Source organism: Carnobacterium sp. TMP28, from assembly GCF_047553015.1.
Classification (GTDB): Bacteria; Bacillota; Bacilli; order Lactobacillales; family Carnobacteriaceae; genus Carnobacterium_A.
Genome location: NZ_CP180212.1, coordinates 1,289,105 through 1,315,899 on the forward strand (window position 1 = coordinate 1,289,105; position 26,795 = coordinate 1,315,899).

At 35.8% G+C, this 26,795-nt stretch carries 20 protein-coding genes; 3 read left to right on the plus strand and 17 right to left on the minus strand.

Going from position 1 to position 26,795, the window contains the following annotated elements:
* Positions 1-51: 51 nt before the first annotated feature.
* Positions 52-1,680: a PucR family transcriptional regulator gene (locus tag ACMHYH_RS06250; RefSeq protein ID WP_414838550.1), complete on the plus strand. Its 1,629-nt coding sequence runs from the start codon at positions 52-54 to the stop codon at positions 1,678-1,680.
* Between the two features lie 45 nt (positions 1,681-1,725).
* Here ACMHYH_RS06250 and ACMHYH_RS06255 read toward each other — a convergent pair whose 3' ends face one another.
* The 11 genes from ACMHYH_RS06255 to ACMHYH_RS06305 all read right to left on the minus strand — a co-directional run bounded on the left by ACMHYH_RS06255 (position 1,726) and on the right by ACMHYH_RS06305 (position 13,665).
* Entirely contained in the window at positions 1,726-2,430 is a 705-nt protein-coding gene (locus tag ACMHYH_RS06255; protein WP_414838551.1) for a Crp/Fnr family transcriptional regulator, read from the minus strand.
* A gap of 252 nt (positions 2,431-2,682) precedes the next feature.
* The gene (gene arcC, locus ACMHYH_RS06260; protein WP_414838552.1) at positions 2,683-3,624 is read right to left on the minus strand and encodes a carbamate kinase; all 942 of its coding nucleotides are present in this window, start codon (positions 3,622-3,624) and stop codon (positions 2,683-2,685) included.
* 177 nt (positions 3,625-3,801) lie between these two features.
* A complete protein-coding gene (argF, locus tag ACMHYH_RS06265; RefSeq protein ID WP_414838553.1) occupies positions 3,802-4,815 on the minus strand; it encodes an ornithine carbamoyltransferase in 1,014 nt (337 codons plus the stop codon).
* Positions 4,816-4,864: 49 nt separating this feature from the next.
* Positions 4,865-6,097, minus strand: a complete 1,233-nt coding sequence (gene arcA, locus ACMHYH_RS06270; RefSeq protein ID WP_414838554.1) for an arginine deiminase — start codon at positions 6,095-6,097, stop codon at positions 4,865-4,867.
* 752 nt (positions 6,098-6,849) lie between these two features.
* Positions 6,850-8,088 (minus strand): ABC transporter permease, encoded by a 1,239-nt coding sequence (locus ACMHYH_RS06275; protein WP_414838555.1) that lies wholly within the window; start codon positions 8,086-8,088, stop codon positions 6,850-6,852.
* Positions 8,085-8,792, minus strand: a complete 708-nt coding sequence (locus ACMHYH_RS06280; protein WP_414838556.1) for an ABC transporter ATP-binding protein — start codon at positions 8,790-8,792, stop codon at positions 8,085-8,087. The genes ACMHYH_RS06275 and ACMHYH_RS06280 overlap by 4 nt, the downstream gene beginning before the upstream one ends.
* 12 nt (positions 8,793-8,804) lie before the next feature.
* Positions 8,805-9,941, minus strand: coding sequence for an efflux RND transporter periplasmic adaptor subunit (locus tag ACMHYH_RS06285; RefSeq protein WP_414838557.1), 1,137 nt, complete (start codon positions 9,939-9,941; stop codon positions 8,805-8,807).
* Between the two features lie 278 nt (positions 9,942-10,219).
* A complete protein-coding gene (locus ACMHYH_RS06290; protein ID WP_414838558.1) occupies positions 10,220-11,212 on the minus strand; it encodes a D-2-hydroxyacid dehydrogenase in 993 nt (330 codons plus the stop codon).
* Between the two features lie 39 nt (positions 11,213-11,251).
* Positions 11,252-11,530: a PTS sugar transporter subunit IIC gene (locus ACMHYH_RS06295; RefSeq protein ID WP_414840359.1), complete on the minus strand. Its 279-nt coding sequence runs from the start codon at positions 11,528-11,530 to the stop codon at positions 11,252-11,254.
* Entirely contained in the window at positions 11,508-12,605 is a 1,098-nt protein-coding gene (locus ACMHYH_RS06300) for an AI-2E family transporter (RefSeq protein WP_414838559.1), read from the minus strand. The genes ACMHYH_RS06295 and ACMHYH_RS06300 overlap by 23 nt, the downstream gene beginning before the upstream one ends.
* Before the next feature lie 346 nt (positions 12,606-12,951).
* Entirely contained in the window at positions 12,952-13,665 is a 714-nt protein-coding gene (locus tag ACMHYH_RS06305) for an HAD family hydrolase (RefSeq protein WP_414838560.1), read from the minus strand.
* A gap of 226 nt (positions 13,666-13,891) precedes the next feature.
* Here ACMHYH_RS06305 and ACMHYH_RS06310 point away from each other — a divergent pair, with 226 nt between their 5' ends.
* Both ACMHYH_RS06310 and ACMHYH_RS06315 read left to right on the plus strand, forming a co-directional pair.
* Complete coding sequence (locus tag ACMHYH_RS06310; RefSeq protein WP_414838561.1) at positions 13,892-14,677, plus strand: ABC transporter ATP-binding protein; 786 nt, start codon at positions 13,892-13,894, stop codon at positions 14,675-14,677.
* Entirely contained in the window at positions 14,670-16,322 is a 1,653-nt protein-coding gene (locus tag ACMHYH_RS06315; protein WP_414838562.1) for a hypothetical protein, read from the plus strand. Before ACMHYH_RS06310 ends, ACMHYH_RS06315 begins: the two co-directional genes overlap by 8 nt.
* 324 nt (positions 16,323-16,646) lie before the next feature.
* On the opposite strand, the gene ACMHYH_RS06320 is transcribed toward ACMHYH_RS06315, so the two are convergent.
* From ACMHYH_RS06320 to ACMHYH_RS06345, 6 genes are all read right to left on the minus strand, one after another.
* On the minus strand, positions 16,647-17,600 hold the full coding sequence (locus ACMHYH_RS06320; protein WP_414838563.1) for a LacI family DNA-binding transcriptional regulator: 954 nt from the start codon (positions 17,598-17,600) through the stop codon (positions 16,647-16,649).
* A gap of 128 nt (positions 17,601-17,728) precedes the next feature.
* Complete coding sequence (locus ACMHYH_RS06325) at positions 17,729-21,070, minus strand: GH36-type glycosyl hydrolase domain-containing protein (protein ID WP_414838564.1); 3,342 nt, start codon at positions 21,068-21,070, stop codon at positions 17,729-17,731.
* Between the two features lie 21 nt (positions 21,071-21,091).
* Positions 21,092-23,248 carry a glycoside hydrolase family 3 N-terminal domain-containing protein gene (locus ACMHYH_RS06330; protein WP_414838565.1) on the minus strand — a complete coding sequence of 719 codons (2,157 nt, stop codon included), beginning with the start codon at positions 23,246-23,248 and terminating at the stop codon, positions 21,092-21,094.
* A 53-nt stretch (positions 23,249-23,301) separates the two neighbouring features.
* The gene (locus ACMHYH_RS06335; RefSeq protein WP_414838566.1) at positions 23,302-24,132 is read right to left on the minus strand and encodes a carbohydrate ABC transporter permease; all 831 of its coding nucleotides are present in this window, start codon (positions 24,130-24,132) and stop codon (positions 23,302-23,304) included.
* A gap of 21 nt (positions 24,133-24,153) precedes the next feature.
* Positions 24,154-25,041: a carbohydrate ABC transporter permease gene (locus ACMHYH_RS06340; protein ID WP_414838567.1), complete on the minus strand. Its 888-nt coding sequence runs from the start codon at positions 25,039-25,041 to the stop codon at positions 24,154-24,156.
* 118 nt (positions 25,042-25,159) lie between these two features.
* Complete coding sequence (locus ACMHYH_RS06345; protein ID WP_414838568.1) at positions 25,160-26,413, minus strand: sugar ABC transporter substrate-binding protein; 1,254 nt, start codon at positions 26,411-26,413, stop codon at positions 25,160-25,162.
* Positions 26,414-26,795 lie beyond the last annotated feature (382 nt).

Below are 26,795 nucleotides of genomic sequence, written 5' to 3' on the forward strand. Positions count from 1 at the left end.
AGCTAAATGCTTTGACTATTGCTTTATAATGACAAACAAGGAAGTGACTGTATGAATTTAACAGTAAAAGAATTGCTTGATTTTGATTCACTCAAAGAAGCAACGATTTTAACGAAACATGCTGGGTTAACAAATAGTGTAACCGGTATTATGATTGTAGAAGGTCCAGACATCGAAAGCTGGGGTCGTGAAGGGGAGTTATTGCTCAGTAGCTACTATGCTCTAAAAGATCTCTCCTCTGCAGAGCTAAGTGATTTTTTTACCAAAGCTTATCAGCTTAAAATAAGTGGCTTGATTATCAAAATAGATCGGTTAGTTGTTTCTATCCCAGCCTATATTATTGAGTTATGTGAAAAAAATGAACTTCCATTAATTCAAATACCTAAACAAACACAGTATGAACCAATTTTATTAGATGTTATGGGAAAAATAATCAACAATAACATCCATCTTTTGGAAAAATATTACTCTTTACAAAATCACTTTACAAAAATGGCTTTAAATGAACCTGAGATTATAGATATTTTAACTGTTCTAGAAAACTTAATAAAAAAACCCATTAGTTTAAAAAACACTATCAAAGAAGAGTGGATTAGTACCAACCCACTTTATGATGACGTCTTATTTATTCAATCTATCTCATTAAATAAGCAAAAATACATGAACTATGATTACACGAGACGAAAGGTCACCTCTAAATCACTAGAAAACAATCAAACATACACACAATTAGTCGTTCCTATTCCCAACTTGAAAATTAATTCTTATGAATTAATCGTTCATGAACTTGATTCCTCTACACCTAATGAGGATTTCTTAGCCATTGAAAACACCATTAGTTTTCTTCAAATGGAATTATTAAAGAAATACGCCGTTTCTCAAACAACGTTGCACTATAAAAATAGTATTATTTCAGATCTGTTAAATAACCGCATTGAAGATACCGATGAATTAAGTGAAAAAATTTCTAGCTTAAAGTTAATAAATGGATTAAATTTCCGAATTTTTATTTGTCACTTACCTACTAGTTCTTTGACGGCAGAGTTGCCAGATGAACAGCATAAAAAAGAACGTCAATTTGCTTATACGTTCATCGAAGAGATAAAAAAATATTGGCCACAGCATGCTTACCTTATTCGCAATCATAAAATTGTTTTTATTATGAATACTCAACAAGATCTTGAAGAAACAATTAAAAAGAAACTTCTTACTAGTATTGATGTAAGTAAAAAAATAGTCAGTTTAGAGCAATTAGACATCACTATTAGCTTTAGTTATAAAAATGACTTGTTTCACTTGCCTTCTTTATACAAACAAGCAAAAAACACACAAAAGATTACAACCTTATTTGGTAAAGAGAATGCCATTTATAGTTACCATGATAGTGGTATTTATCAGTTATTTGCTGATATAGATCATTTAGATCAATTTGAAAAATTCATTCCAGAATCCCTACTTGTATTAAATGAGAATCATCCTGATCTAATTGAAACCTTAAAAGTATTTTTGGATAAAAACCAAAACTACAAAGATACTGCCGACACTTTATTCCTTCATCCAAAAACCGTTCGTTACCGGTTGGATAAGATTAAAAAGTTAACGTCTATTCAATTCAATCAAGCCGAAGAACTTTTACAAATAAATGTTGGTTTGCGTTTATTAAAAATGATGAATAGATAGATAAAAAAGAGCTCTCCATTCAGATGGTAGAGCTCTTTTCTTACTTTATTCTGAATAGGATTTAAAATAAGAGGGGTTTAAAAAAGTAAATTGTTTGCGCTCGTACTCTAACTGTTGGTCTTCTTTAAGCTGCTTTAATACACCGCCTACCGTTTCTCTCGAACAGCCACTGATGTCTGCTATTTCATTGATTGTAATAGGGTATGGAATTTCAATCACTTTAGGTGAAATGTGTTTGCCTAAATTTTCCATTAAATACAATAATGTGTTAATAATCCGACTTGTAGCACTTGAAACAGCTAAATATTGAATTCTTTTTTCTTGTTGTCTTAAAATTATTGAGACTTTTTTGTAAAGATACAATAGTTGATTGGGATTATAAATCGCCTGTTGCTCAAAAATATCGGTAGGCAAATAATACAATTCAATATCTGTAGCTGCATAAGCAGAGTAGTGATAGGTTTCGTCAGAGAACATGCCTCCATATGGAAATAATGTATCGGGGTTATTGTAATCGATGTATAAAAATGAAGCACTCTTATCGTAACGTTCTATTCTGACAAGGCCTTTTTTCAAATAAAATAATTTTTCGCGTTTATCGCCTTCATCAAATAAAACCTGGCCTTTTTTATAACTTCTAAGACACAAGTGTTTTTTTAGACAATTGAATTCTGAATCCGTTAAGTTCGCAAAAACTGGCTTAAATCGCAATTCATACAACTGGTTTGTTTTCATCTCTTTGATTGGCATTTGATTCGCTCCTTACTTGTATTCATTGAATTAAATGAAAAAGTGGTCCTTTTCGACCTATGTGTGACACAGTGAAAAATGATAGTTTATCTATGTATTGATTATAGCACAACGCCTTAGTGCTTTCTTTGATTTAAACTAATGAATGGCTTATGTTATCTGTTTTCATAAGTGTTTCTTTATAAAAAGAGCGCCTTGAAAGAGCCCATTTTTTTACAATCTGGTTCATTTCAAGACGCTTTTTTTGACTCTTTATTTTGTAATGATTGTTCCGCCATTTCCTTCTAAAACATTTTCTACGTTTTCTAAAGAAGTAATCATTGCTTTTCCTTCAGGATGATTTTCAACAAAGGCAATAGCAGCTTCTACTTTAGGTAACATACTACCTGGTGCAAATTGGTCTTCTGAGATATATTTTTTCATCTCAGCAACGGTTACATTTTCAAGTTTCTTTTGATCTGGTTTGTTGTAGTTTACAAAGACATTGTCTACGCCAGTTAAAACAACTAGTAAGTCCGCTTTAACTAATTCTGCTAATTTTTGAGAAGCAAAATCTTTATCAATAACCGCTTCAATACCAGTCAATTCGCCATCTTTAACGATGACAGGAACGCCGCCGCCGCCAACTGAAATGGTTACTACGCCGCTTTCAACAAGTTGGTTAACCACTTGGTATTCTTGAATGCTAACAGGTTTTGGTGATGCAACAACTTTGCGCCATCCTCTACCAGAATCTTCTTTGAATACTGAACCTGTTTTTTCCATTTCTTTTTTAGCATCTTCTTCTGATAAGAAAGGTCCGATTGGTTTCGTTGGGTTTTTGAAAGCTTGGTCATTTTCGTCTACAACTACTTGAGTGACGATAGCCACGACAGGTTTTTCAATGTTTCTTTTTGCTAAAGCATTTCCTAAAGCATTTTGCATCCAATATCCAATGCTTCCTTGTGTCATCGCTACACAAGTATCAATTGGCATTGCTGGATTTTTTTCACTATCTGTAGCTGCTTGTTGCAACAATAAGTTTCCTACTTGAGGACCATTGCCGTGAGAAATGATTAAGTCATCCCCATTTTCAATGAATTTCACCAAATATTCTGCTGTTTCTACAAGTGCTGCTTGTTGTGCAGCTGCACTAGCGTCATCTGATAAAATCGCATTTCCACCTAAAGCAATTACAATCTTTCTTTTTGTCATATTATCCATCCTATTCTGATTCGTATTTTTTTGTAACCGGTTGTTCTTGCTTATTATATGTCGAATATTCTACATTTACTAGTATTAACTTGTTTTTTATTCTTTTTCAATAGAAAGATAGAGCATAAGGACGACAGTATTCCCTATGCTCTACAGTTCTTAGCCTACTTTTTAATCTTAAGCTTTTGGAATAAATAAGTTTCCTAATGTTGCTGCCATGATTGCTTTGATAGAATGCATTCTATTTTCAGCTTGATCAAATTGGCGACCGTATTTGCTACGGAAAACTTCATCTGTTATTTCCATTTCACTAATGCCAAATCTTTCTTTAACCATTTGGCCATAGTCTGTTTCTGCATCGTGGAATGCTGGCAAGCAATGCAAGACAATCATATCTTCTTTGCCAGTTGCTTTAACCATGTCCATATTGATTTGGTAAGGTTTTAATAAGTTGACACGTTCTTCAAATTTATCTTCTTCACCCATTGATACCCAAACGTCAGTATAAAGAACATCGGCATCTTTAACGCCTTCTTTAACGTCATCTGTAATCAGTAGTTTGCTACCAGATTCTTTAGCAAATTTTTCTGCCATATCAACGATTTCTTGTTCTGGGAACAATGCTTTAGGTGTGACAATGCGGATATTTGCGCCTAAAATAGCACCTGTCACTAACAGACTATTTGCCATGTTGTTACGGCCATCTCCAGCATATGCAAGAGTGATGCCTTCAACTTTACCGAAGTTTTCTTTGATTGTTAAGAAGTCAGCAATCATTTGTGTTGGATGCCATTCGTCTGTTAAACCATTCCAAACGGGAACGCCTGAAAATTCAGCTAATTTCTCCACGTTTGATTGTTTAAATCCACGAAACTCAATTCCATCGAACATGCCACCTAATACTTTAGCTGTATCTTCAACAGATTCTTTTTTGCCTAATTGAATGTCGTCTTTACCAAGGTACTCAGGATGAGCTCCTAAATCGATTGAGGCTGTTGTAAACGCTGAGCGTGTACGTGTAGAAGATTTTTCAAATAATAAAGCAATATTTTTCCCTTCTAAATAATGATGAGGAATGCCTTTTTTCTTCATTTCTTTTAAATGAAGTGAAAAATCAATCAGATACATTAACTCTTCTTTTGTAAAATCTTTTTCTGCTAATAAACTGCGTCCTTGAAAAATATTGTTCATTTTATATTCCTCCAATGGTTTTTTTGTGTTTTTTAGTAAAAAGATACTGCTAGTCTAAATCTTCACGAACAAAAGGCATAGTCATACATCTTGGGCCCCCACGACCGCGGACTAATTCACTTCCTGGGATTTTAATTAATCGCAATCCTGCTTCTTCTAATAATTTATTTGTAATCGTGTTGCGGTCATACACAACAACGACACCTGGTGCAATCGTTAATGTGTTTGATCCATCATTCCACTGCTCACGAGCTGAGTCTACAAGACTTCCTCCACCACAGCGAAGTAAGGTTACTTTTTCTAATCCTAAAGCTTCTGCCAATACTTCAGCTAAGTTTTTACTTTCTTTTTCTTCAAGGACAATTTCTCCGTCTTTACCTGGTTTGATAGAGATAACACGCAATCCTGCTTCAATTTCTGGATGGATAGTGAATTTATCGTAATCAACCATTGTAAATACAGTATCTAAGTGCATAAATTTACGGTGCTCACCAATATCAAATCCTAATATTTCTTTAAATGCGCCAGCTGCAAATACTCGTTTTGCCAACTTTTCAATCGCACGAGAGTCTGTACGCTGTGAGATACCAATAGCTAGGATATCTTTAGAAAGAACTAACTCATCTCCACCTTCAATACGGTCTTCTTCATCACGTGAGTAAAATTTGTCAACATTTTCTTTGTATTCTGGGTGGTAGTTGAAAATGAACTCTCCATAGATTGTCTCACGGTTACGCGTCTCAGAAAACATTTTGTTAATCGTAACACCATTAGCCATTGTTGCGAATGGGTCACGTGTAAAGTAAAGGTTTGGCATTGGATCAACTAAGAATGGATAATCGCTTTCTAATTGATCAGCTAAAGAGTTATCAAAGTGTGCTGCTTTAACTTCTGTTTTTCTAAAACCTTCCATTGTTTTAAGAATCATATCGAAAGTATCTAATTTCAATAACTCTTCTTTAACAATATCTTTGACGTTTTCTGACACAATATCGGTTTCTATCAACCACTGATCAATGAATGCTTCTTTTACGTTTCCAGCATCAATAGCTTCTGCTGCTAATTTTTCTAAATAGAGAACTTCGACTCCTTCATTTTCTAATTCTTTAACGAAGTTATCGTGCTCTGCTTGAGCTCCTTTAAGATAAGGAATATCGTCAAATAATAATCTATCTAAATAGTCAGGCATTAAATTTTCCATCTCTTTACCTGGACGATGAACCATAACCTTTATTAATTTACCAATTTCTGAATTAACTTGAATGGGATTTTTCACTTTCATTTCCTCCTCTAGTTCTTATTTACATCCTTATGATAACGCTAACAATATTGAATAAATAGACTTATGCTACATCTTGAATGTCGATTTCATCACATTTTTTAACATTAATTTCATATATATTCTTTATTCAGTATATCCATCCTGTAATGAGTGTTTATACTGTATATTTACTATTTTTATACAGTTTTTATAATTATTTTTTTTCTAGATTTTTTTGCTTTTTCTTCTCTTAAGTTAAAATACAATGAGATTTAGCCTGTTACAACGCATCTTTCAATAAAAACAGTTCCATTTCTTTAAAAAAAAGAAATAAAACTGTTTGATTGGTCTATTTTTTTGTGTCGTATAATCTAGTAAACATGCAAAACGTTTTCCCTTTATTCATTTCTGAATACTCCTATCTTTTTCGATAAAAGAATGAACACTAAAATGAATGGCTTTCGTTCATCAATAAGTAAAGATAGAACTTAAAACTAAGAGTCTTTTCTCTAGCTGTTTCTTTTGCCACCAACCGTATGTTTTAGTTTTCTATTTTTCGGTTATCTTGCTGACCACTTTTTTGATTCAACAATACTCCTAACCTTTACTGGAGACAAAAAAGAGAGTCAACCAACATGAGGTAAACTCTTTGTCGGTTGACTCTTCAGGTATTAACGTTTTAATTAAGCGTCGCATTCAAAAGAATACCATTTACTTATTTTATTATCCTATAGCCCAGCAGTGCCGTTTTGAGCTACACTAAGTAAACAGACTTAATGGTAAATAGCTTTGATAGGATCCATTTTTGCAGCATTAACGGCTGGCATAATCCCGAAAAATAATCCCGTTAAAACAGAAACAGATGTGGACAATAAAATAGTCTGCATCGTCAAGACCGGTTTAAGGTCCATAAAACTACCTGCTAATACCGCAATACCATATCCTGAAACTAGGCCTAATAATCCACCAATGAAAGTAATAAACGCTGCCTCCAGGATAAATTGGAATAAAATAGTCCGAGGTTTAGCTCCAATAGCACGACGAATCCCAATTTCACGTTTGCGTTCGGTAACCGATACGTACATAATGTTCATCACGCCAATCCCACCTACCAAAAGTGAAATCGCAGTTATCGCCATTAAGAAATTAACGATTCCAGCCATATACGTTTCCATTTCTTGTTGCATCTCTTCATTTGAACGATCTTCTTCAAAGGTTCCTTGTTCATCAGGATAAGTTTCACTTAGTTCTTGAATAATCCCTTCTGTAGCAGCAGAACGATCAGTGTTCTCATCAAATTTAATTTTTAATCCGACAATCGGTTTATATTTCGTTAACCCATTATAAGAAGAGCGCGGAACTATTGACGAGGAAGCGGTCAAATAATCATCCCCGCCACCCGTTAACGATGTGTTTTCATAATCATAAGGGGTCTTGATTCCAACTACTTGATACATGTAACCATTTAATGAAATAGCTTGTCCAATCATGTCTTCTGGATTATCAATCATAATTCCATAGTCAAATACGTCATGGGACAATACAATGACATCCTGATTAGTATCTGCTGCAGTTAGATTTCTACCATATAAAATCGTATGGTCTTCACTATACGGCGTTAATTGAAGAGAAGATTGTTGTCCAAAATAATTAAAGTCCGCGTTAATGATTTCAACCGAACTGCCCATTCCCATTCCTTCTCCGTAGTCAGGTAAAATAGACGTTACGCCTGTTGTCTTTTGTACTCGCTTCATATCCACTCTTGAAAAAGCAAAGGTTGATTCTTCATAATACGTTGGATCCTCAGACATCGGCATGATGTATTGAATCTTAACTTCATTAGAATTTGTTGAATCAGCTAGAGAAATCGTTTGCTGTCTAATTCCTTCTCCCAAAGCTGCAATTGTAACCACAGAAGCAATCCCAATAATAATACCTAACATTGTCAAGAAAACTCGCAATTTATGTGCTTTAAGACTTAGGAAAGTGCTCATTAAAATATTGCGTATCATACATTTGTCACCTCTTTTTCAAAACAGCCGTCCTTCATGTAGATAACGCGTGAAGCATAGGCTGTCAAGTCGCTATCATGGGTAACCATCACAATTGTTTTTCCTTCTTCGTTTAACTGTTTTAATGTATCCATAATGACTTTACCTGTTTCACTATCAAGTGCACCAGTTGGCTCATCTGCCATAATCAATAATGGATCATTAACCAATGCGCGTGCAATCGCTACACGTTGTTGCTGTCCACCAGAAAGTTCTGTTGTTTTGTCTTTCATTTTCTCGCCAATACCGACTAAATCTAGAAAGTGTTGCGCTTTTGCTTTTTTCTCTTTTGCTTGATGAACGCCTTTATAGACCATTGGCAATTCAACATTCTGTTGAACATTTAGCGCTTCTATTAAGAAAAATTGTTGAAAGACAAAGCCAAAAAAAGCATTTCGGTAATCTGATTTTTTATTTTCATTTAAAGAAGAAACATCTTCGCCACGAAAATGGTAAATGCCCGAACTAATGCGGTCTAAGAAACCAATAATATTCATCAGTGTTGTCTTACCACTACCAGACTTACCCATAATCATAATAAATTCACCTTCGTAAATGCTTAAGTCTAATCCTTTTAAAATGGTTACTTCTTGTTTGCCACGTTTGAAGGTTTTTGTTACATTTATTAATTCAATCAGCGGTTGAGTTGTTTCTGTTTTTTCCATCGCGACTCCCACCTATTCTTCCATAGTCATAGGATCTATTGCGTCTAAATCAGTCGCCTCATTAAGCAATTGACCTTCTTCAACAGGAACTTTTGATGACAGGATAATTTGGTCTTCTGCTTCTAATCCGCTAGTTACAATGGTATTTTCTCCTTCTTGTTCACCTAGTTGTATAATGCGTCTCACAACGGTCCCAAAATCATTTACCAAAACGTAAGAGACCTTATCTTCTTTATGAATTGCTTTCGTCGGAATGGCAATGAGTTCTTTTCCGATATTTACAACTGCTTGAACATGGTAACCATTGCGGATGCCTTCTAATGTATCTAAAGAAAGCTTAACAGGATAACTAGACATCGTTGACGCTTGACCGTAGTCGCCTTCTTGGGCCCCATCTTCTGTTGGATTTAAATCAATAAAACTCACTTTACCAGTAACAGCATAGTCATTAGAAATGACTTTAATATCAGCTGTTTGCTCGCTAGCTAATTTGCCGACATCTTTTTCATTAACTGTACCGGCTACATAAAACTGATCTGAAATTAATTTTAAAATCGGAGATTCTGCATCCTTCACTTCGGGTATATATACTTTTCCTGCAAAAGGAGCAACAATCTCTTTGTAGCGTTGTTCTTTTAGAGAAGCCATATTGTTATACATCTCTGTTATCTCTGCATCTAAATCATCGGTACTCATGTCCATTTTTATTTCTTCGAGTGTTTGAGTTCGTTCTTCTTCAGGTAGTTTATTCCAATTTTTAATCGCCAAATCTCTCTTATAACTAGCATTCGAACGTTGGGTTTCCATCCTAGCAACTTGGTTGGTTGTATCGCTTAGTTGTGTCGCTACTTCTGTATTTTCATAGGTATAGAATAATTGGCCTTTTTCTACCGTCTCACCATTTGCTACTTGCAAGTCTCCCATTGCTCCATAGGCTTCTTCTTTACGAAACTCTTGTGATTGTTCCGGTTTGACTGTTCCATTAACAAAAACTTGTTCCATGCTTGGAACAGTAAAATAGTCTATACCGTAAGGATCTTCTATCTCTTCTACAACAACTTCTTTTGAGGAAAGCACTTTTTGTGAAACAAAGACTGCGATAATAATAACTGCAACTATTCCTAATGCGATGCCAATTTTCTTTTTCATCTTCATTCTCCCTTATTGGTTACTCGTTCAGTTTTTAACAAGTCTAATGATGTGTACGCGGTTCTTGCTCGCTCCTCTCACTTTTTATACTACTCTACTAGCCTAAAAAAGCATTTGTTTTTTTAAGCTATTCTGCTAGCATCATACCCTATTTTTGTTGCTATTTCTACTGTTAATTTAATGGCATTCAGACTAATTTTTCAGACAAAAAAAAGAAGCCAATAATCCCTTCAAATTAGGGCAATTTGCTTCTTTTTTCTAGTACTCTGTTCTACTAATTAGTTTACTTCAAACGTACTTTTACCTGTTGTTAGAATCTCGCGGGTAGCATCCAGCGAACCTTCTACTAAATTCTCAACAGCTGTCTCTGTGTAGAAGGCAATATGAGGTGTGTAGAAAATATCTTCTCTAGCCATTAGGGCATTAAAGACCTCGTCGTCAATTGCTGCACCTTTTAAGTCTTTATTCACAAAGGAATGTTCTTTTTCATACGTATCTAAAGCAGCACCCGCTAATTTATTGCTTTCTAACGCTTCAAGCAAGTCATCGGTTTTAACGATGCTTCCTCTTGCTGTATTGATTAAGAATGAACCCTCTTTCATTTGTGCAAATAATTCTTTGTTAAATAAATGGAAATTGTCATCTGTCGCCGGCATATGAATAGAAATCAAGTCAACTTCTCTAACCAATTCTTCAAGTGTATCCGTGTATCTCATGAATTTTCGTGCTTCATCATTTGGATACAAGTCAAATCCTAGAATCTCTGCACCAAAACCAGCAAATAATTCACCAGTAATGCGACCAATACGGCCTGTCCCAACGATCCCAATTTTCATTGAGCGTACTTCTCGACTAAGAATCGCTTTATTCCAACTAAAGTTATGATTTTCAACATTCTTTTTAATTAAATCCATATGACGAATCATATTTAATGAAGCTGTTACCGCAAATTCAGCAATGGCATTTGGTGAGTAAGCTGGCACATTCGTGATAGCTAAACCATTTTCTTTCGCTAATGTTAAATCAAACATATCATAGCCAGCTGAACGAGTAGCCAATTGCTTGATACCCATTTCTGCTAATGCTGGATATATTCTCTCGTCTAATTTACCTGTTTGTTGGATTAAAATACCGTCTTTGCCTTTTACTTTATCAAGAGTGTCCATAGTCAAGATTTCTGTTACAGTCTCAACGTCTACACCTATTTTTTCACTCCATACCCTTGCTGCGTCTCTTTCATCTTCACGCGTACCAAACATAATTAAGTTCATTTACTCTTCCTCCATCTTGATTTATTTCATCAACTATTTTTATTCTGCTGTAAAGAATTTGAAAATCTCCTTATCGTACACTCTCAATACTTTACATAAAATAAAGTCTACAAGGAATGCACTAACAAATGGGATTACAAAGAATACTAACACAGCTACTCCAAAGTTTGCAATGGCGCTGCCTTCCATAAATTTAATCGCATGGATGGGTCCAACTAAACCTAATAAGCCAAAACCAACTGAAAAAGGTATTCCTTGAACAACAGTGAATAAAGAGCAAAAAAAAAGGCAAACCTTAAATAGGTTTACCCTTTTTATTTTCTTCTATAATTATTTTTTTGACGTAAATGATAATCGTTTTAACCACCGCAAAACCAGGTACGCCAAAAATAATACCGACAATACCAGCCATTTTACCTGCCACTAACAAAACAACAATAATGGTTAAAGGATGAATATCCAAACTTTTCCCAACAAATTTTGGGGTTAAGAAATTCGCATCTACTTGTTGAATAATCACAATTAGAAGAGCTACTAAAAGAGCTTTACCTGGCGAAATGGTTAATCCAATAATAAAGGCTGGGGCTGCTCCAATAAATGGACCGATATAAGGGATCATATTCGTTGCTCCACAGATAATGGCTAACAATAAACTGTACGGCAAGCCAATAAAGAGAATACCAATATAGACTAATAGTCCAACGACGATACTTGCTAGCCCTTTTCCGCTGATATAACCAGAAACAACATCGTTCATTTGGCTCAACAATTCAATTGCATTCTTTTTATACTTCGTTGGAAATAAACTAGCCACAGCTGGCGCAAATTTTTTGCCATCGTAAAAAAGATAAAACAAAATAATGGGAACCGTAATTAACACAACAGCTAATCCAGTCAGCGTCGAAAGGATTGAGCTGATGCTTGTTGTAATAGAAGACAAAACCGTATTTGAAATAGTGTCTAACGAAAGGTTTAAACGCAGTAAGACTTCTTCATAATCAATTCTTTCCAGTCCTGGAATGCGTTTAAGGTCTTCTGCTTGAATCTCAACATTAGCAATAATCGTAGGAATATTAACAATGAGTTCACTAAATTGTTCCAATAATAATGGAACCACTTTTATTCCAAAAGAAATTGTCCCCCCAATAGCAAAAACCATGACTATAAGAACAGCATACTTTCTTTTTAGTTTGCTTTTCTCAATCAACTTGACAAGAGGGTTCATTAGATAAAATAAAAAGCCCGCAATTAAAACCGGGATAAAAAGGGTTGAAAATAACGCATATAACGGTTGAAAAACAAAACTGATTTTGGTCGATACAAATACGGTCAGTGCTGCTGCTAGAGACCATAACGTCCAAAATAATAATTTTGAACTTTTAAATATATTCATCTTTCTTCTCCTTTTGAACTGAGTTTTTATCAAAAAAACTCTTTACTCTCTTATTTTCATTTTACCAACTTACTTTATTGTGCTAGCCTTTTCACTTTAAATTTGATTTATTCAGCTATGAAAACAAAAAAATAGCGTTTTACTCTCAAAAGACACTTTACAGTAGAAAGACCCAAACTTCAACTGAATAATAATAAAAAAATTAATTTTAAACTAGCTTGAAAAACCTTCCTTACTTTTTATCTTTCTAACCTATCTTTATAGGAATAAACTGACTTTAATTTAGACTAGTATACAAAAAAAGTCATGCTAGAAAATACTTTACTAGCATGACTTTTCTAATTACTTATTTTTTAAAATACCCTTGTTCTCCAAATAAAAATAACAATTCACTCGGATGCTCAATTATTTTATCGGGCTCAATAGACTCATTTGTTGGTTTATTTTTTCGTGTGTTCAACCAAATAACCGTCCATCCCGCTTTTTTACCACCGACTATATCATTATGAAAAGAATCGCCAATATAAATAGGTTTTTCATCTGCTAGTGTTAAAGCCGACTCTACCATTTCAAAGGCCGCGATATCCGGTTTCATTTTTCCTAATTGACCAGAAATAAACATATGGTCTTGAGCAATCCATTTTGCTAAACCAAGCTGATCAATTTTCTTTTGTTGATGAGCTGCTGCACCATTTGTCAATAGCGCTACTTGATGATTATTTTTAGTTAAGCGAGTTAATAACTCTTCTATTTCTGGATACAATACTAATTTTTGTTGTTCCACTTCATAGGCTTTTTGAAAAGCTAAGGCTTCTTCTCGACTAATCGCCATCTTACTTTGCTCACATGCGTATTGAATGCGCATCACTTGCATCTCTATTTTTGGCAATTCTCCTGATTCACTTTTCTCAAATAACGCATCACTTTTTTCTCTATTCAGCCGATAAAGAGTGTGTATCTTATCTTTTGAAACTTCGCGAATGGTCTGATGAAAAGCCTTTTTAAACGGAACAAGTTGGTCATACAGTGTATCATCTACATCAAAAATAATAGTAGCCATAGTTCATTTTCACAATCCTTTAGTTGGTTTTTTTCTACATTAACTTTACCATAAATAAGTCATAAGAAACGTTTTAAAAGAAATCTATTTCTATTCATGAGGGAATTTAACCGGTCCCTTTAATCAATCAGCAAACTGTTTTTTATAAAAATAGTTCCCTTACAATTAATGGCGGTTATCTGGTTCTTTCTATGTTAAACTAACGTTATGATAAAGGAGGTCTACTATGTTGCCTATTTTAGAAATTAAAAATCTTACGAAATCATTTGGCTCAACTGACGTTTTAAAAGGAGTTAACTTTGCTGTTTATCCAGGTGAAATCATTGGGTATATTGGCACAAATGGTGCTGGAAAAAGTACGACGGTTAAATTAATTTTAGGGTTAATGAAACCCGATGCCGGTGAAATTACTATCTTTGGAAAACCGCTAATAGAAAACGAAACCCATTACAAAGCGCAGATTGGTTATGTACCCGAAAATGCAGATTTATATGAAACCCTAACTGCTCAGGAATACTTCCTATTTGTTGGGCAACTTTATGGCTTAAGTGAATCTCTTATAAAAAAAAGAAGCTTGGCTATGATGACGGCTTTAAAAATCGAACAGGCTTTTCAAAATCGACTCTCAACTTTTTCTAAAGGAATGCGGCAAAAAGTCTTAATCATTTCTAGTTTATTACATAATCCTACTATTCTTTTTTGGGATGAGCCTTTGAATGGCTTAGATGCCAATAGTGTTCTTATCATCAAAGAAATTTTAGCACAATTAAAAGCGGATGGAAAAACGATTTTCTACTCTTCACATATTATGGATACTGTTGAAAAGTTAAGTGATCGAATTTTAATTCTTAATCAAGGTCAGATTGTTGCAGACGGACCTTTTAACGAAATCCGTCATGAAGCAGATGGAACGTTAGAAGAACTCTTTAATGAGTTAACAGGCTTTGATGAACACTACCAACTAGCAGAAGATTTTTTAGAAGCGATGAAAGGAGAAGAGTACGATGGCTAACTCCTTGAATGCAAAAGATCCTGTCTATTTAAAATTGTTGGATACATTTTCTGCACTTTATGAAAAAAATGGTGTCGATTACAACCATTTAAGATTAATTGTCGAGACAAAAATTCTAATGGATGGTCGTGAACCTAATCTGATCATGCAAAATGGCAAAGACAAAGAAGAAAAGAACGCCTTTTTTTCTTCTTTGATTTGGTATGTTATTATTAGTAGCTTTGTCATTGGGGCTTTATTTGTCAGCGATAGCTTGATTGTGCAATACACCATTTATTTTGGTTATTTATTTGTGATGCTTCTTTCAACAACTATTGCTAGTTTTTCTTCAATCTTACTGGACACGAAAGATCAAGTGTTAATTGGAACCAAGCCTGTTAGTGGCCAAACTCTCAGCGCAGCTAAAGCCACTCATGTTTTTGTTTATTTATTTTCTTTGACCTTAGCTTTAGGTGGTCCAGTAATGGTTGCCTCTTATTTTATAAATGGTTTTATTGTGGGCTTATTGGTTACTTTATTAACCATTGTTTTTAGTTTCTGGACGTTATTGTTCACATTGGTCATCTATGCTACGATTCTGAAAAAATTTGATGGTGAAAAATTAAAGAATATTATTTCCTACAGTCAAATTGGTTTATCTATTTTCACTATTTTAGGCTATCAGTTGGTCGGCCAACTGTTCAATCTCATTGATTTTTCTATTGTTTATCAACCAAAAATTTGGCACTTACCACTCTTTCCATTATGGTTTGCTGCTCCTTTAGGTCTGGTACAAGAAGGATGGAATGGCTACTACTTATTTTATACGGTGCTATTCATAACAGCTACTACACTATTCTTCTTTTACTATAAGAAAAGTAGCGTCCAATTAGAGCAAAACATTCAAAAGTTAACCAATCAAAATGAGAATCTCAAAGAACACACTTATTGGATGAATCAAACTAAAACGATTCTTTGCTCAACACCAACTGAAAAAGCTTATTATCAATTTACATGGAAGATTATCCAAAATGAGCGAGAATTTAAAACAAGAGTCTATCCACCCTTAGCTGTTTCTTTTATCTTACCCCTGTTCTTTAGCTTCAACAGCCTATCTAGTGGAATGAACCTCACGGATATAAGAAATCAAGGATTTCCTTATGCCGTTTACATTACGTTATTTATGGTTCCACAATTAGTAGCTTCTCTAAGCTATTCTTCTTCTTATAAAGGAGCTTGGATTTTCCAGATGAGCCCTGTTAACACCAATGGTTTATTTGTTAGAGGTGCTGGAAAAGCTGTTTGGATGAGATTAATCGTACCCTTTTACCTAACGTTAAGTGTCTTTCTGGTTTTTTTATACGGCTGGGATGATCTAGCTATTGTCCTTAATGGCTTTTTAGCCACAACCGTTGTTTTCTTTGGTTACTTAAAACGATCAATGAAGTCTTATCCTTTTTCAAAGAAATTTACTGCAGCAGATGCTAACAAAGGCTTCATGCCTATCCTCGTTCTTTTTTTCATTACAGGATTAGTTGGATTAACCAACTTCTTATTCGATCGTTTTCTTCCTTTCGGTAGTTGGATAATGACCTTCTTGTTACTAATCAGTATGTTTCATTATTTATTTGGTAAGCACAACCTTTTTCATTTTACTCAAGATTAGATCTAATCAACTACAACCTAAAAAACGACCATGAAGTCTAAGAATAATCTTAGATTCTGGTCGTTTTTAGTATCTCACATTTTACTTTGATCCTTTAAACTAATTAACGTAACTGGTCTATCAGATAACTGAAATAAATATAACCTATTATTATTTTAATTGAAACGACTTTATTTCGCTTTATTTAATTAATTTCCCGAAAAATTACTTCTTTACCATAAAAGTGGGCTCTACTACTCTATGATGAATCGCTAAACGAGCTGCGTGGAATACGTTTCAGTACAAGACGACTGCGTTTCACTAGTTAGTCAATCAAATATTCTTTTAACACGATTCTCTATTCATGAGCCTTGTTTTCAATATTACATCAGACGTTTTATTTTCTTCTAGTAAGTTGAGTAAGGTTTGAGCTCCTAAAGAGCCCCATTTGTGTTTAGAATAAGCAATGGTCGTTAGTCCGGGTACCAGATAGGGACTGATTAAATGGTTATCAAAGCCAATAATCTTGATTTCTTGGTTTATTCTAAGAGCCGTTTCCTTGAAATAATTATAAATTCCAATTGCCATATCATCATTTAAAGAAAAGATAGCAACGGACTCTTGCCATTCTTGATGAATTTGTTTAGCGACTAGTCTTCCTGACCGTTCTGAAAAATCACCTTTAATAATACGATAAGAGGCATGTTGTTTGTCTAGTTCCTCAATGGCTGCTGCTAAACGTTCTCGGCTATCATAAGAATCTGCCGGACCCTCAATTAAATAAACCAACCTTTTCTCTTCTTCTAACAGTTTTTGAATCGCTATTTTAGCGCCACCTCGATTATCAAGCATGACTTTCCGAATATTCTTATGTTCCATTTCTCGATCCATCACTACAATCTTATGACCCCGTTCAGCATATTTTAAAATTTCTTCATCGGGATAAGACGTATCTAAAATAATTGCTCCATCAATCATTCGTTCTGGTAAAAATAAGCGCGAGCGCTCTCCGGAACACACAATCATTTCGTATTTATTTTCTTTTAAAGTACTCATGATTCCTTCTAATAAATCGCCGTAAAAAGTTCCACCGTAGGTCGCGACATAAACGCCAATAACGTTTGTCTTTTGTCCTCTAAGATTTCGGCCAGCCATATTAGGAATATAATTAAGTTCATTCGCAATCGCTACAATCCGTGCCCTAGTCTGCTCAGTGACTTTAGGACTATTGTTCAACGCATAAGAAACAGTCGAGATTGAGACTCCTGCTTTTTTTGCAATATCTTTAATACCTGCCATTTGATTGCTCCTTTCTGATCCGTTCGCTTTCACATGTTAATACATTAAGCCTTGATTCATTCTTTTAAACAACAAAAAGACCGAATGTAAAAACATCCAGTCTTTCTGTCAGTAAAACACTGAATTTTTTAGTCTTTCATGTATATATCGATTGTGTTATCGCTTGCTTTAAGCAATTGTATCACTTCTGCTTTAGCTAATACAAATCCACTTGTACGATAACGATTTTTATTTTCTTGCCATGCTGGCGTTTGTCCATTAATTTGGATGTTTGCTTTAGCTACATTCAAATGGTAGTGAATCGTTACGGGCTGATCAAAAATACGATACGTAAAGGTTAATCCATCCAATTCATTTGGTAAGATGGGATCCACCGTTAATTTATCCGCCGTCATACGAATACCTAAAACATTCGTAATCAATTGATTCATATAAATTCCAGGACCACTTGAATAAATTCGCCAACCGCCTTTAACGCCTACTTCACCGGTACGTAATTTTTCAAATTCATTTGCTGCATCATAACGAGACTTAAAGTCGCCATCAGAACTACTAAAGTAAGCATTGCTTTGGCGTAACTCTGCATTCGGAACTACAGACTTCAGATTGACAGGATTAATAATCGATAACGCTTGCCAAGCTTCTTCTTTTTTACCGATTTTAGCCATCGCTTCAGCAAAGCGGATGTGGGCATGAATGTAGTGTAAGCCGACTTCTCGACCAAAATTGGCTGCTTGTTCCGCACGTTTGAAGTATTGGCTTACGCCACCTTGATAATTGGCTGGTTGGCTCATCAAACGTACCCCATCTGGGAAACTCAATTTATCTTTGATAATCTGATAATGGTGTTCTGATTCTTCAGGTGTAAATAACTCAGCAATCATCGATTGTTGCATTGGCAATAACCGATAATCAATATTGGTCCGTTTATCGGATGGGTGAATCATCAAGTCAACTTGCCCTGGTTCTTCCATAAAGACAAAGCCTGGAATCACATCCGTTGCAAGCATATACGTTTGGTAATCTTTTTCCAACCCACTAGCCATCACAGTCAATTCTTCAGAAAATGCGTGATCGTACTCACTTAATTGTTCTGCCAATTGCGTTAAAGCTTGATACAATAAAGCCACGGTCCAACTGCTAGCCATATGACTCTTCAATCGACTATCAAAAGGCTGCAACGTGTCATCCCAATCGCCGTCACCATAACCGGGTAATTGGGTCCCTTCCAATAGATGATTTTGCACATAAGTGATGGCTTTTTTTAGGTGTTCCAATACTGGAAGCGTTACGGCTGTTTTTCCAAACGTTTCACGATCGGTATATGGTATTTCTTCTGCTAAGAACTGAGTATCTTTTGTGGCTAGTAAATAATCACCCATTACTTTAAGCGGCCAAACTATGATATCTCCATGACTTTCTTCAGCTTTTAACTCTTCATAAGAGTCAAACATAAACCATTGTGGCCAATTGCCATCATCTTGAAATTGATTAGCGAAAACCGTGCGTAAAATATCTTTTACTCCACCATAATTTTCGGTTGCTAAAAAATATTCAGTCGGTCCTTGCAAGACATCACGTGTGCCCCAAGCTGCGCCTGCAAATTGTTCCAATCCATGCGGCACTAAATAATGAACCAACATATTGTGCGTATACCAATAAGACAAAATGTTCACCCGCTCAATGTCAATCGCTGGGTCTGGATGAGCTAAATCAAAGCCATGCTTAGTTTGTTTGATAAACTCTTCAAATTGATCAATCTCTTCTTGCAAGTCTTTTGACGGTTTTTGGTAACTGGCTTCTGTCAAACTTGCTTGGATAGTTAACTCAATTATTTTTGTTTTATCTGTTTGCAACAAGACTAGCGGGTAGTCAGTTTCTGTCAGACTGCCGGTTAATAAACGCTCATCGTGAACCGTAAACTCCGTTTTATCAATAGTCAGATAGTACTGAATAGCTGGGTATTTCTTGGCCATTGATGCTTGTTTAGTAGGCGTAAAGGTCAACAACTTACCCGTTTGTTGCATGTCGTAAGGAACCTGGTATTCGTTCTCATTCATCGTGATTTGGGTACTAATAATAAAGCGATACTCGTTATTTTCACTCGTTAGCTCTAAGCGAATCGTTGAGCTGTCAGGAGCGGTAACGGTTCTAACGGTAATTAGATCATCCGCTAGTTTATAATACCATTTAGCATAATTAAAGCCCATTTCAAAAGCACTAGGCAGCGCTAATAACTGATACTTACCATTTTTTTCGATATAGATTCGCTGGCCAGATGATTTGACTAAATTAAGTGCATTGCGGGTGTTACTCATCAGTTTATTCATGGAAGTATTGCCTAACACAACTTGTGAATTAAAGACTCCATACATATAAGCCGTCGTGGTGAGAACCGGCTCTTCAGTAGATAACTGGTTGCCACTTAATAAAATATGACCCGTTGCCCGTTCCATATTAAGTTCTTTTTCTTTTAAGACGACATGAGCATACCGATCCGTAAAGAAGGAGACCAGGTTATTTGCGATTTTTTCCTCTTCAAGTCGTTTGGGAAATAAGTTACTAATCTCAGCTTTTGTAAGAGTGTCTACCTGTAAGGGTTCGTCAATCAAAGAAGCCGTCGTTTCTTGATTAACCTCCTCATAGTTAACTGATTCAGCTGCGCTTTTTTCCCAAATTTCTTTAATTGTTTCTACTGGGATTGGTTCCGTTATTGCCAATGGGTGATTTTCAACTAGATGATTATAGAATACCACCTCATCTTTAACGGTTAAATCGATCTTTTCTGTTTGTAATGCGCAAAATGCCATCTCGTATTGGTAGAGTTCACTAACTAAAACGGGCTGTGAAAGCGCGATGGGCTGACTGGTTTCTTTATACGCTAGCCCATAAAATTGAGTAGCATCAGTCGTGTAGCCAGTTATTTTATTAAAGCTACCTTGTTGTAAGAAAGGAAATCGATTTTTTGATTGGATTTGATTTTGTCTGCTACATAACGTAAAGCCCGTCTGCGATCTTTCGAAAATACGGTGATCAATGTATTGTGAAACATAAGCTTCATTGTTTTGTAGAGTAGCTTTATCAGCTAAACCAATATCTTGCGCATAAATCACATCAACTTCAGCTTTTTCTGAGCCTTCTAAGGCTACTTTCCAAAACCAATCGGTTTCATTGGCTAAATAAAAGGTCACTTGATAATCAATTTCTTTCCACTTACCTGTCCATCGTACGGTTTTATCCGCAACTGAAAAAGTACTGGTTGAATCTCTCCCAATTAAAGGCTGGACCATAATCTGATTGTTGATTGTTTTTCTAAGATAAATATTCATAATGGACGCATCTAGTGGACCAGGTATTAACTGATTCACCATCACACCATCATAGAGCAGTGTCAACAAGTCTCCTTGTGCGGAAAAAGTTGCGGTTGTTTTGCCTGAGATAAGTTGCCTTTCATTTTGATTCGACTGCATGATTTCCCCTCACTTCAACTATTATAGTAACGTTATCGTTTGCAATTGGGTCGTATCACTACTAGTGCCGACCATTATATCAAACATTCCTTTGTCGCTTCGTTTCGTTAAGTCAGAATGAACGTAACGCAAATCTTTTTCTTGTAATGTAAAGCAGACTTCTTGTTCTTCTCCAGCTGATAAGGTCACTCGTTCAAACCGTTTCAATTCTTTCACTGGTCGAACAACTTCGCCGACTTTATCGCGCAAATAAAGTTGCACGATTTCGGTACCTTCGATGGAACTGTCATTCTTCACATGGACACGAACGGTCAATTCTTCGGTTTCAGACAGCTCAGTTGTAGATAATTGCATCGTTTTATAGGAGAAACGGCTGTAACTTAGTCCAAAACCGAATGGAAATAGTGGACTGTTCTCGCTATCATAATATTTTGAAACATAACGTTGATCTTTATTGGCTTCTGTTAATGGTCGGCCGGTATTATCGGCATTGTAATAGATTGGCACTTGGCCTAAGGTTCTTGGAAAAGACATCGTTAATTTGCCTGAGGGATTCACTTGGCCCATTAATATATTGGCTAAAGCGTCGCCACCTTGTGATCCTGGGAACCAAGCTTCCACTAAGGCATCGGCTTTTGCGGTTACAGCGGTTAGATCTAATGGTCGGCCATTGTATAACGTTACAACTAGTGGTTTGTTTAATTTTTTTAATTCTGTTAATAAGTGCAGTTGACTAGCAGGAAGTTGGATGTTGGTTCGACTAGCTGCTTCGCCACTCATATCGGCTGTTTCGCCTAAGGCTAGAACAAGCACATCGGCTTGTTCTGCTAATTTAAACGCTGTTTTTAATTGCGTCTCACTTAATTCAAAGTAGTCGGTTGAGGTGTCAATCAATAAATTTTCTCTTGGAAGACAGCGTGCAAGTCCTTCAGCTAGCGAAACACTTTCTTCTGTTTTACCTTTCCAAGACCAATTGCCTAAGATATCTTTTGACGTCGCTCCTGGCCCGAGTAAGGCAATTTTTTGTGTGACTTTAAGCGGTAGAACACCCTCATTTTTTAATAAGACTATCGATTGTTCGGCGGCTTGTTGAGCAGCTAGACGGTGCTCTTGGCTACCAATCATGGCTTTTTCTTTTTGAATATCTGCTCCGCGTAACGGCTGTTCAAATAAACCTAAGTCATTTTTTAGCATTAAAATCCGCAAAACAGCTTCATCTAATAAATCAAGATCTAGCGTTTCTTCTGTTATCAATTCGGCTAGGTGACCCGAATAAGCGGCTGACATCATTTCGATATCAACGCCCGCATTCATCGCTAGGTCCCCCGCTTCTTTTAAATCTGCGGCCACACCATGCGGAACAAGTTCGCCAATTGCGCCCCAATCTGAAATCAGTACGCCATTAAACTTCATTTCTTCACGTAATACCTGATTCATCAACCATTTATTACCGGTTGCTGGCACGCCATCCACAGTATTAAAAGCGGTCATGACTAATTTACTGCCCTCATCAATCGCTGCTTGATAGGCAGATAAATATAGTTCACGCAATTGGCGTTCTGACATATTAACAGTGTTATATTCACGACCAGCAATGGGCGCACCATAAGCTGCAAAATGTTTGACACAAGCCGCAACTTTTGTCGTATCGTTTAACAAATCTTGGCCTTGATAGCCTCGGACAAAAGCCCGTGCGTATAAAGCATTTAAATAAGCATCTTCACCGGTGGCTTCCATCACTCTGCCCCACCGGGCATCGCGCACTAGATCAGCCATCGGTGAAAACGTCACATGTAAACCTGCAACGGCTGCTTCTCTAGCTGCAATTTCTGCAGTTTGTTCCGCTAATACTAAATTCCACGAACTAGCTAAACCTAAAGGAATCGGAAAAATTGTCTGGTAGCCATGAATGACATCAGCCATGAACAATAACGGAATCCCCAAACGGTTATTCTTTAAGTGTCGTGTTTGGATGTCAATCACTGCTGTTGCTCCTGAAACTCCTAGAACCGAGCCAACACCTTTTAATCTTTCAGCATCGATGTGCATCTCCGTCATTGGTCCCGTAATCTCACTAGCCTCACTTATGAAAAATTCTCCTGATAGTTGAATCGTTTGGCCAATTTTTTCTTCTAACGTCATTTTTTTTAATAATTGTTTTAATTGCATTTCCTCCATTGTTGTTTTTCCAACTCCTCTTTTACATTCGTTGACTAAACACTATTTAATTTTTATTTTAAGCCGGAAACATTAAAGCCTTGTAAAATGTATTTTTGAAAAATCATAAAGATCAGAATAATTGGGACAACCATAAAGGTTGCACCAGCCATCTGTAAAGCGTAATTGGTCGCGTGTTGCCCTTGCAATAATTGTAGCCCAACAGATAATGTATAATATTTTTCATCACTGGCAATAATTAAAGGCCAAATAAATGAGTTCCAGCCTGCGATAAAGGTTAAAATCCCTTGTACGGCTAAAATGGGACGAGAAAGTGGCAAAATAATGCGGGTGAAAATATAAAATTCACTAGCCCCATCTAAACGAGCCGCTTCTAACAATTCGTCCGAAATAGTCGACATGAACTGACGGAATAAAAAGATCCCAAAAGCGCCAGCTAAACCAGGTAAAACAATACCGGCTAGCGTATTGGTTAAACCAACTGAATTTAAAATCAAATAAACAGGGATCATTGTCACTTGACCGGGAATCATCATAGTGGCTAAGACCATAATAAACAAATTATTTTTTCCTTTGAATTTATACTTAGCGAAACCATAGCCGGCCATCGCATTAAAGAATAAACCTAAGAATGAAAAAGCCGTAATAATTAAAGTGTTTTTTAAATAAACACCAAAGTTCATTTTTACAAACAAGTCAGTAAAATTTTGAAAAGACCATTCTGCTGGCAATAATTTTGGATTTAATGAAACGATTTCTGCGTTTGTTTTGAATGAAGAAAGAATCATCCAAATAAATGGCAAAATGGTTATCAATCCTCCGATAAGAAGCACTGTACCCACGATGATTTTTGTCCATCTAGTTGCTGCTTTATTGGATTTCATTTTTTTTGCTCCTTTCTTGAGTTACATTCCTGTATTTCCTTGTTTATTTTGTCCCCTAAATTGAATCAAGGTCACAATAATGATAACTACAAATAAAATCAACGAACCGGCAGCGGCATATCCGAACTGATTCAACTGGAAGCCATTGCGGTAAAGGAATAAAGAAATACTCGTTGTACTGTTTAAAGGTCCACCTTGCGTCATCACTAACGGTTCTTCAAAGAATTGTAGCCAACCAATAATCGTGGTGACACTGACAAAAAAGATTGAGAATTTAAGCATCGGAATCGTAATAAATTGCAATTGTTGTCTTTTTGAAGCGCCATCTAGTCTAGCAGCTTCGTAATAGGCTTCTGGTATGCCTTGAAGGGCTGCTAAGAAAATTAACATATTTATTCCTAATCCACGCCATAAGGCTAAGACGATTAAAGAAAGCTTTGCGGTGGCCACGGTTTGTAACCAAGCAACCGGTCCTAATCCAACCAAATGCAACAGTTGATTAAACAATCCGACAGTTAAATTGGGGTTATATAAAAAGGTCCAAACAACTGAAACGGCGACAATATTTGTAATCGATGGAGAGTAAAAAACGAGTCTCATAAGAGAAAAGAATTTTCCTTCGCCAACATTGATCATAATGGCTAACCCTAGTGACAAGATTACTACTAACGGAACCCCAATGATTACATAATAGAGCGTGTTTCCTGCAGCTTTACGAAAAATCGGATCAGATAAGATATTTTTATAGTTATCTATTCCAATAAATTCAATCCGAGACCAATCTGCTAGACCAGCTAAACTTAAATCCGTAAAACTAATAAAAAGAGCAATCAGAATGGGTAGTATGGAAAATAGTAAGAGCAGGATAATGGCAGGTGAGATAAATAAATACGGTGCTTTTTTATTCATTTTTTGACATCCTTTCTATACAATCAAAGAAGAAATGAAACTAAATTTAATAAAAACAGGATCAGAGCTTTGAAACTGGCTTCTCTGATCCTCATTTTAACAACTCAATCTTTATTCATTATTTTAAGATACTTTTAGCCTTTTCATTGAACTGATCCATTTTTTCTTGAATATCTGCGTCTCCAATACTGATTTCTTCAAATGCTTGTTTAAATTCTGCCGCAATTCTTTCCCATTCTAAAATTAAAGGCATGTGTTCTGAGCTTTCTAATTGTTCACCAAACGTTGCAATTTCTTCTGTTGATAAAGCTTCATTTTCCCAAGCTTTTGTAGCAGCAGGTAATGAGTTAGAGGCTTCAAAGAAAGCTAATTGATTTTCAGGAGTAGATAAAAACTCAATCAATGCTAAAGCATTTTCGTCATTTTCAGTCCCATCAAAAACAGCTAAGTTAGCACCACCGGTGTTCGATAAGTTATTTTCTTTACCAGCAGGTAATACTGCTGTTGCCCATTCTCCTTCAATATCAGGAGCGTTTTCAGTAATCGCATTAATCATCCAAGGTCCACTAATGAACATTGGAACGATTCCTGTGCCACCAAATGATTGAGAAATGTCTAAGCCTAAATCTTGTGCAGGGCTTGCGCCCTTTTGGATTAAATTATTTAGGTAGTCAACACTTTCAACGAAAGGCTTCTCATCAAAGACCGGACTTCCATTTTTATCAAAAAGTTCTGATCCATTTTGTCTAGCAAATGTAAAAGCAAAAGATTGATCGGCGACATCAACTGTAAAACCGTACATGTCGTCGCCACGTTTAGCTAATTTCATCGCTGCATCTTCTAATTCTTCCCATGTTTTTGGTGCTTGGTCATAACCGACTTCTTTTAATAAATCTGTGCGGTAATACAAGGCCCTTGTTTCTGTGTACCAAGGAACAGCATATGTTGCTTCATCAAATTCAGTCGTCGCAACGGCTCCATCAAAAAAGTTTTCAGGTTTTAAGGTGTCATTTGAAGCGACTTCATCAGAAATATCTCTTAACGCGCCAGCGTCCACAAATTCTGGCATCCAAGTGGTTCCCATTTGAACCACATCAGGACCTTTACCAGATGCAACAGCAGTCAATAACTTATCGTGAGCGGAAGACCAAGGAATACTTTGGACTTCGACTTCGATGCCAGATTGTTTAGTAAACTCATCTAGCAACGGTTTAATTTGTTCGTCTCCGTCTCCCATGAACCAAAAAGATACTGTCTCATCTGAAGAAGAATTTCCTTCACTTCCTGAGTTGCTACCTGAACAAGCTGATAGGATACCTACTGATAGTAGAGCGACTGCTCCTAATAAAGATTTTTTATGCCAATTTTTCATTTGTGTTGCCTCCTTTATATTTTTGGTGAAACGTTTCTATAGAAAATATAACCTTTATTTAAAGTAAATGCAAGCGTTTTACATAGGTTGTTCAAAAAAACTTATTTGACTCTCATTAAATAAAATAACTCTACATTCAAATTAACTTATTTCTTCTATATATCTTTTTTAAATAACACCTCCGACTTTATTAGCCAGATAATTTTATAAGATTGACTAAGACTTTATCAATTTAATTAAGCTAGATGTAAAAAAACGATTAAGAATCAAGAGTAAATCTTGTTTCTTAATCGTTTTTTACTCGTTTCTATTTCTAATAACTGCATAAGTTGAATATTATCATTCCATTTTTACTATAAATTTATCATTGGCACCTATTTTA

Excerpts from the sequence above, each read along its gene's own strand:
- ACMHYH_RS06250 (WP_414838550.1), top strand. The coding sequence starts at position 52 with ATGAATTTAACAGTAAAAGAATTGCTTGATTTTGATTCACTCAAAGAA.
- ACMHYH_RS06280 (WP_414838556.1), bottom strand. The coding sequence starts at position 8,792 with ATGGAAAAAACAGAAACAACTCAACCGCTGATTGAATTAATAAATGTA.
- ACMHYH_RS06310 (WP_414838561.1), top strand. The coding sequence starts at position 13,892 with ATGTTGCCTATTTTAGAAATTAAAAATCTTACGAAATCATTTGGCTCA.
- ACMHYH_RS06305 (WP_414838560.1), bottom strand. The coding sequence starts at position 13,665 with ATGGCTACTATTATTTTTGATGTAGATGATACACTGTATGACCAACTT.
- ACMHYH_RS06315 (WP_414838562.1), top strand. The coding sequence starts at position 14,670 with ATGGCTAACTCCTTGAATGCAAAAGATCCTGTCTATTTAAAATTGTTG.
- ACMHYH_RS06300 (WP_414838559.1), bottom strand. The coding sequence starts at position 12,605 with ATGAATATATTTAAAAGTTCAAAATTATTATTTTGGACGTTATGGTCT.
- ACMHYH_RS06285 (WP_414838557.1), bottom strand. The coding sequence starts at position 9,941 with ATGAAAAAGAAAATTGGCATCGCATTAGGAATAGTTGCAGTTATTATT.
- ACMHYH_RS06255 (WP_414838551.1), bottom strand. The coding sequence starts at position 2,430 with ATGCCAATCAAAGAGATGAAAACAAACCAGTTGTATGAATTGCGATTT.
- argF (WP_414838553.1), bottom strand. The coding sequence starts at position 4,815 with ATGAACAATATTTTTCAAGGACGCAGTTTATTAGCAGAAAAAGATTTT.
- ACMHYH_RS06340 (WP_414838567.1), bottom strand. The coding sequence starts at position 25,041 with ATGAATAAAAAAGCACCGTATTTATTTATCTCACCTGCCATTATCCTG.
- ACMHYH_RS06330 (WP_414838565.1), bottom strand. The coding sequence starts at position 23,248 with ATGGAGGAAATGCAATTAAAACAATTATTAAAAAAAATGACGTTAGAA.
- ACMHYH_RS06275 (WP_414838555.1), bottom strand. The coding sequence starts at position 8,088 with ATGATACGCAATATTTTAATGAGCACTTTCCTAAGTCTTAAAGCACAT.
- ACMHYH_RS06320 (WP_414838563.1), bottom strand. The coding sequence starts at position 17,600 with ATGGCAGGTATTAAAGATATTGCAAAAAAAGCAGGAGTCTCAATCTCG.
- ACMHYH_RS06290 (WP_414838558.1), bottom strand. The coding sequence starts at position 11,212 with ATGAACTTAATTATGTTTGGTACGCGTGAAGATGAAAGAGACGCAGCA.
- ACMHYH_RS06335 (WP_414838566.1), bottom strand. The coding sequence starts at position 24,132 with ATGAAATCCAATAAAGCAGCAACTAGATGGACAAAAATCATCGTGGGT.
- arcA (WP_414838554.1), bottom strand. The coding sequence starts at position 6,097 with ATGAAAGTGAAAAATCCCATTCAAGTTAATTCAGAAATTGGTAAATTA.
- arcC (WP_414838552.1), bottom strand. The coding sequence starts at position 3,624 with ATGACAAAAAGAAAGATTGTAATTGCTTTAGGTGGAAATGCGATTTTA.
- ACMHYH_RS06325 (WP_414838564.1), bottom strand. The coding sequence starts at position 21,070 with ATGCAGTCGAATCAAAATGAAAGGCAACTTATCTCAGGCAAAACAACC.
- ACMHYH_RS06345 (WP_414838568.1), bottom strand. The coding sequence starts at position 26,413 with ATGAAAAATTGGCATAAAAAATCTTTATTAGGAGCAGTCGCTCTACTA.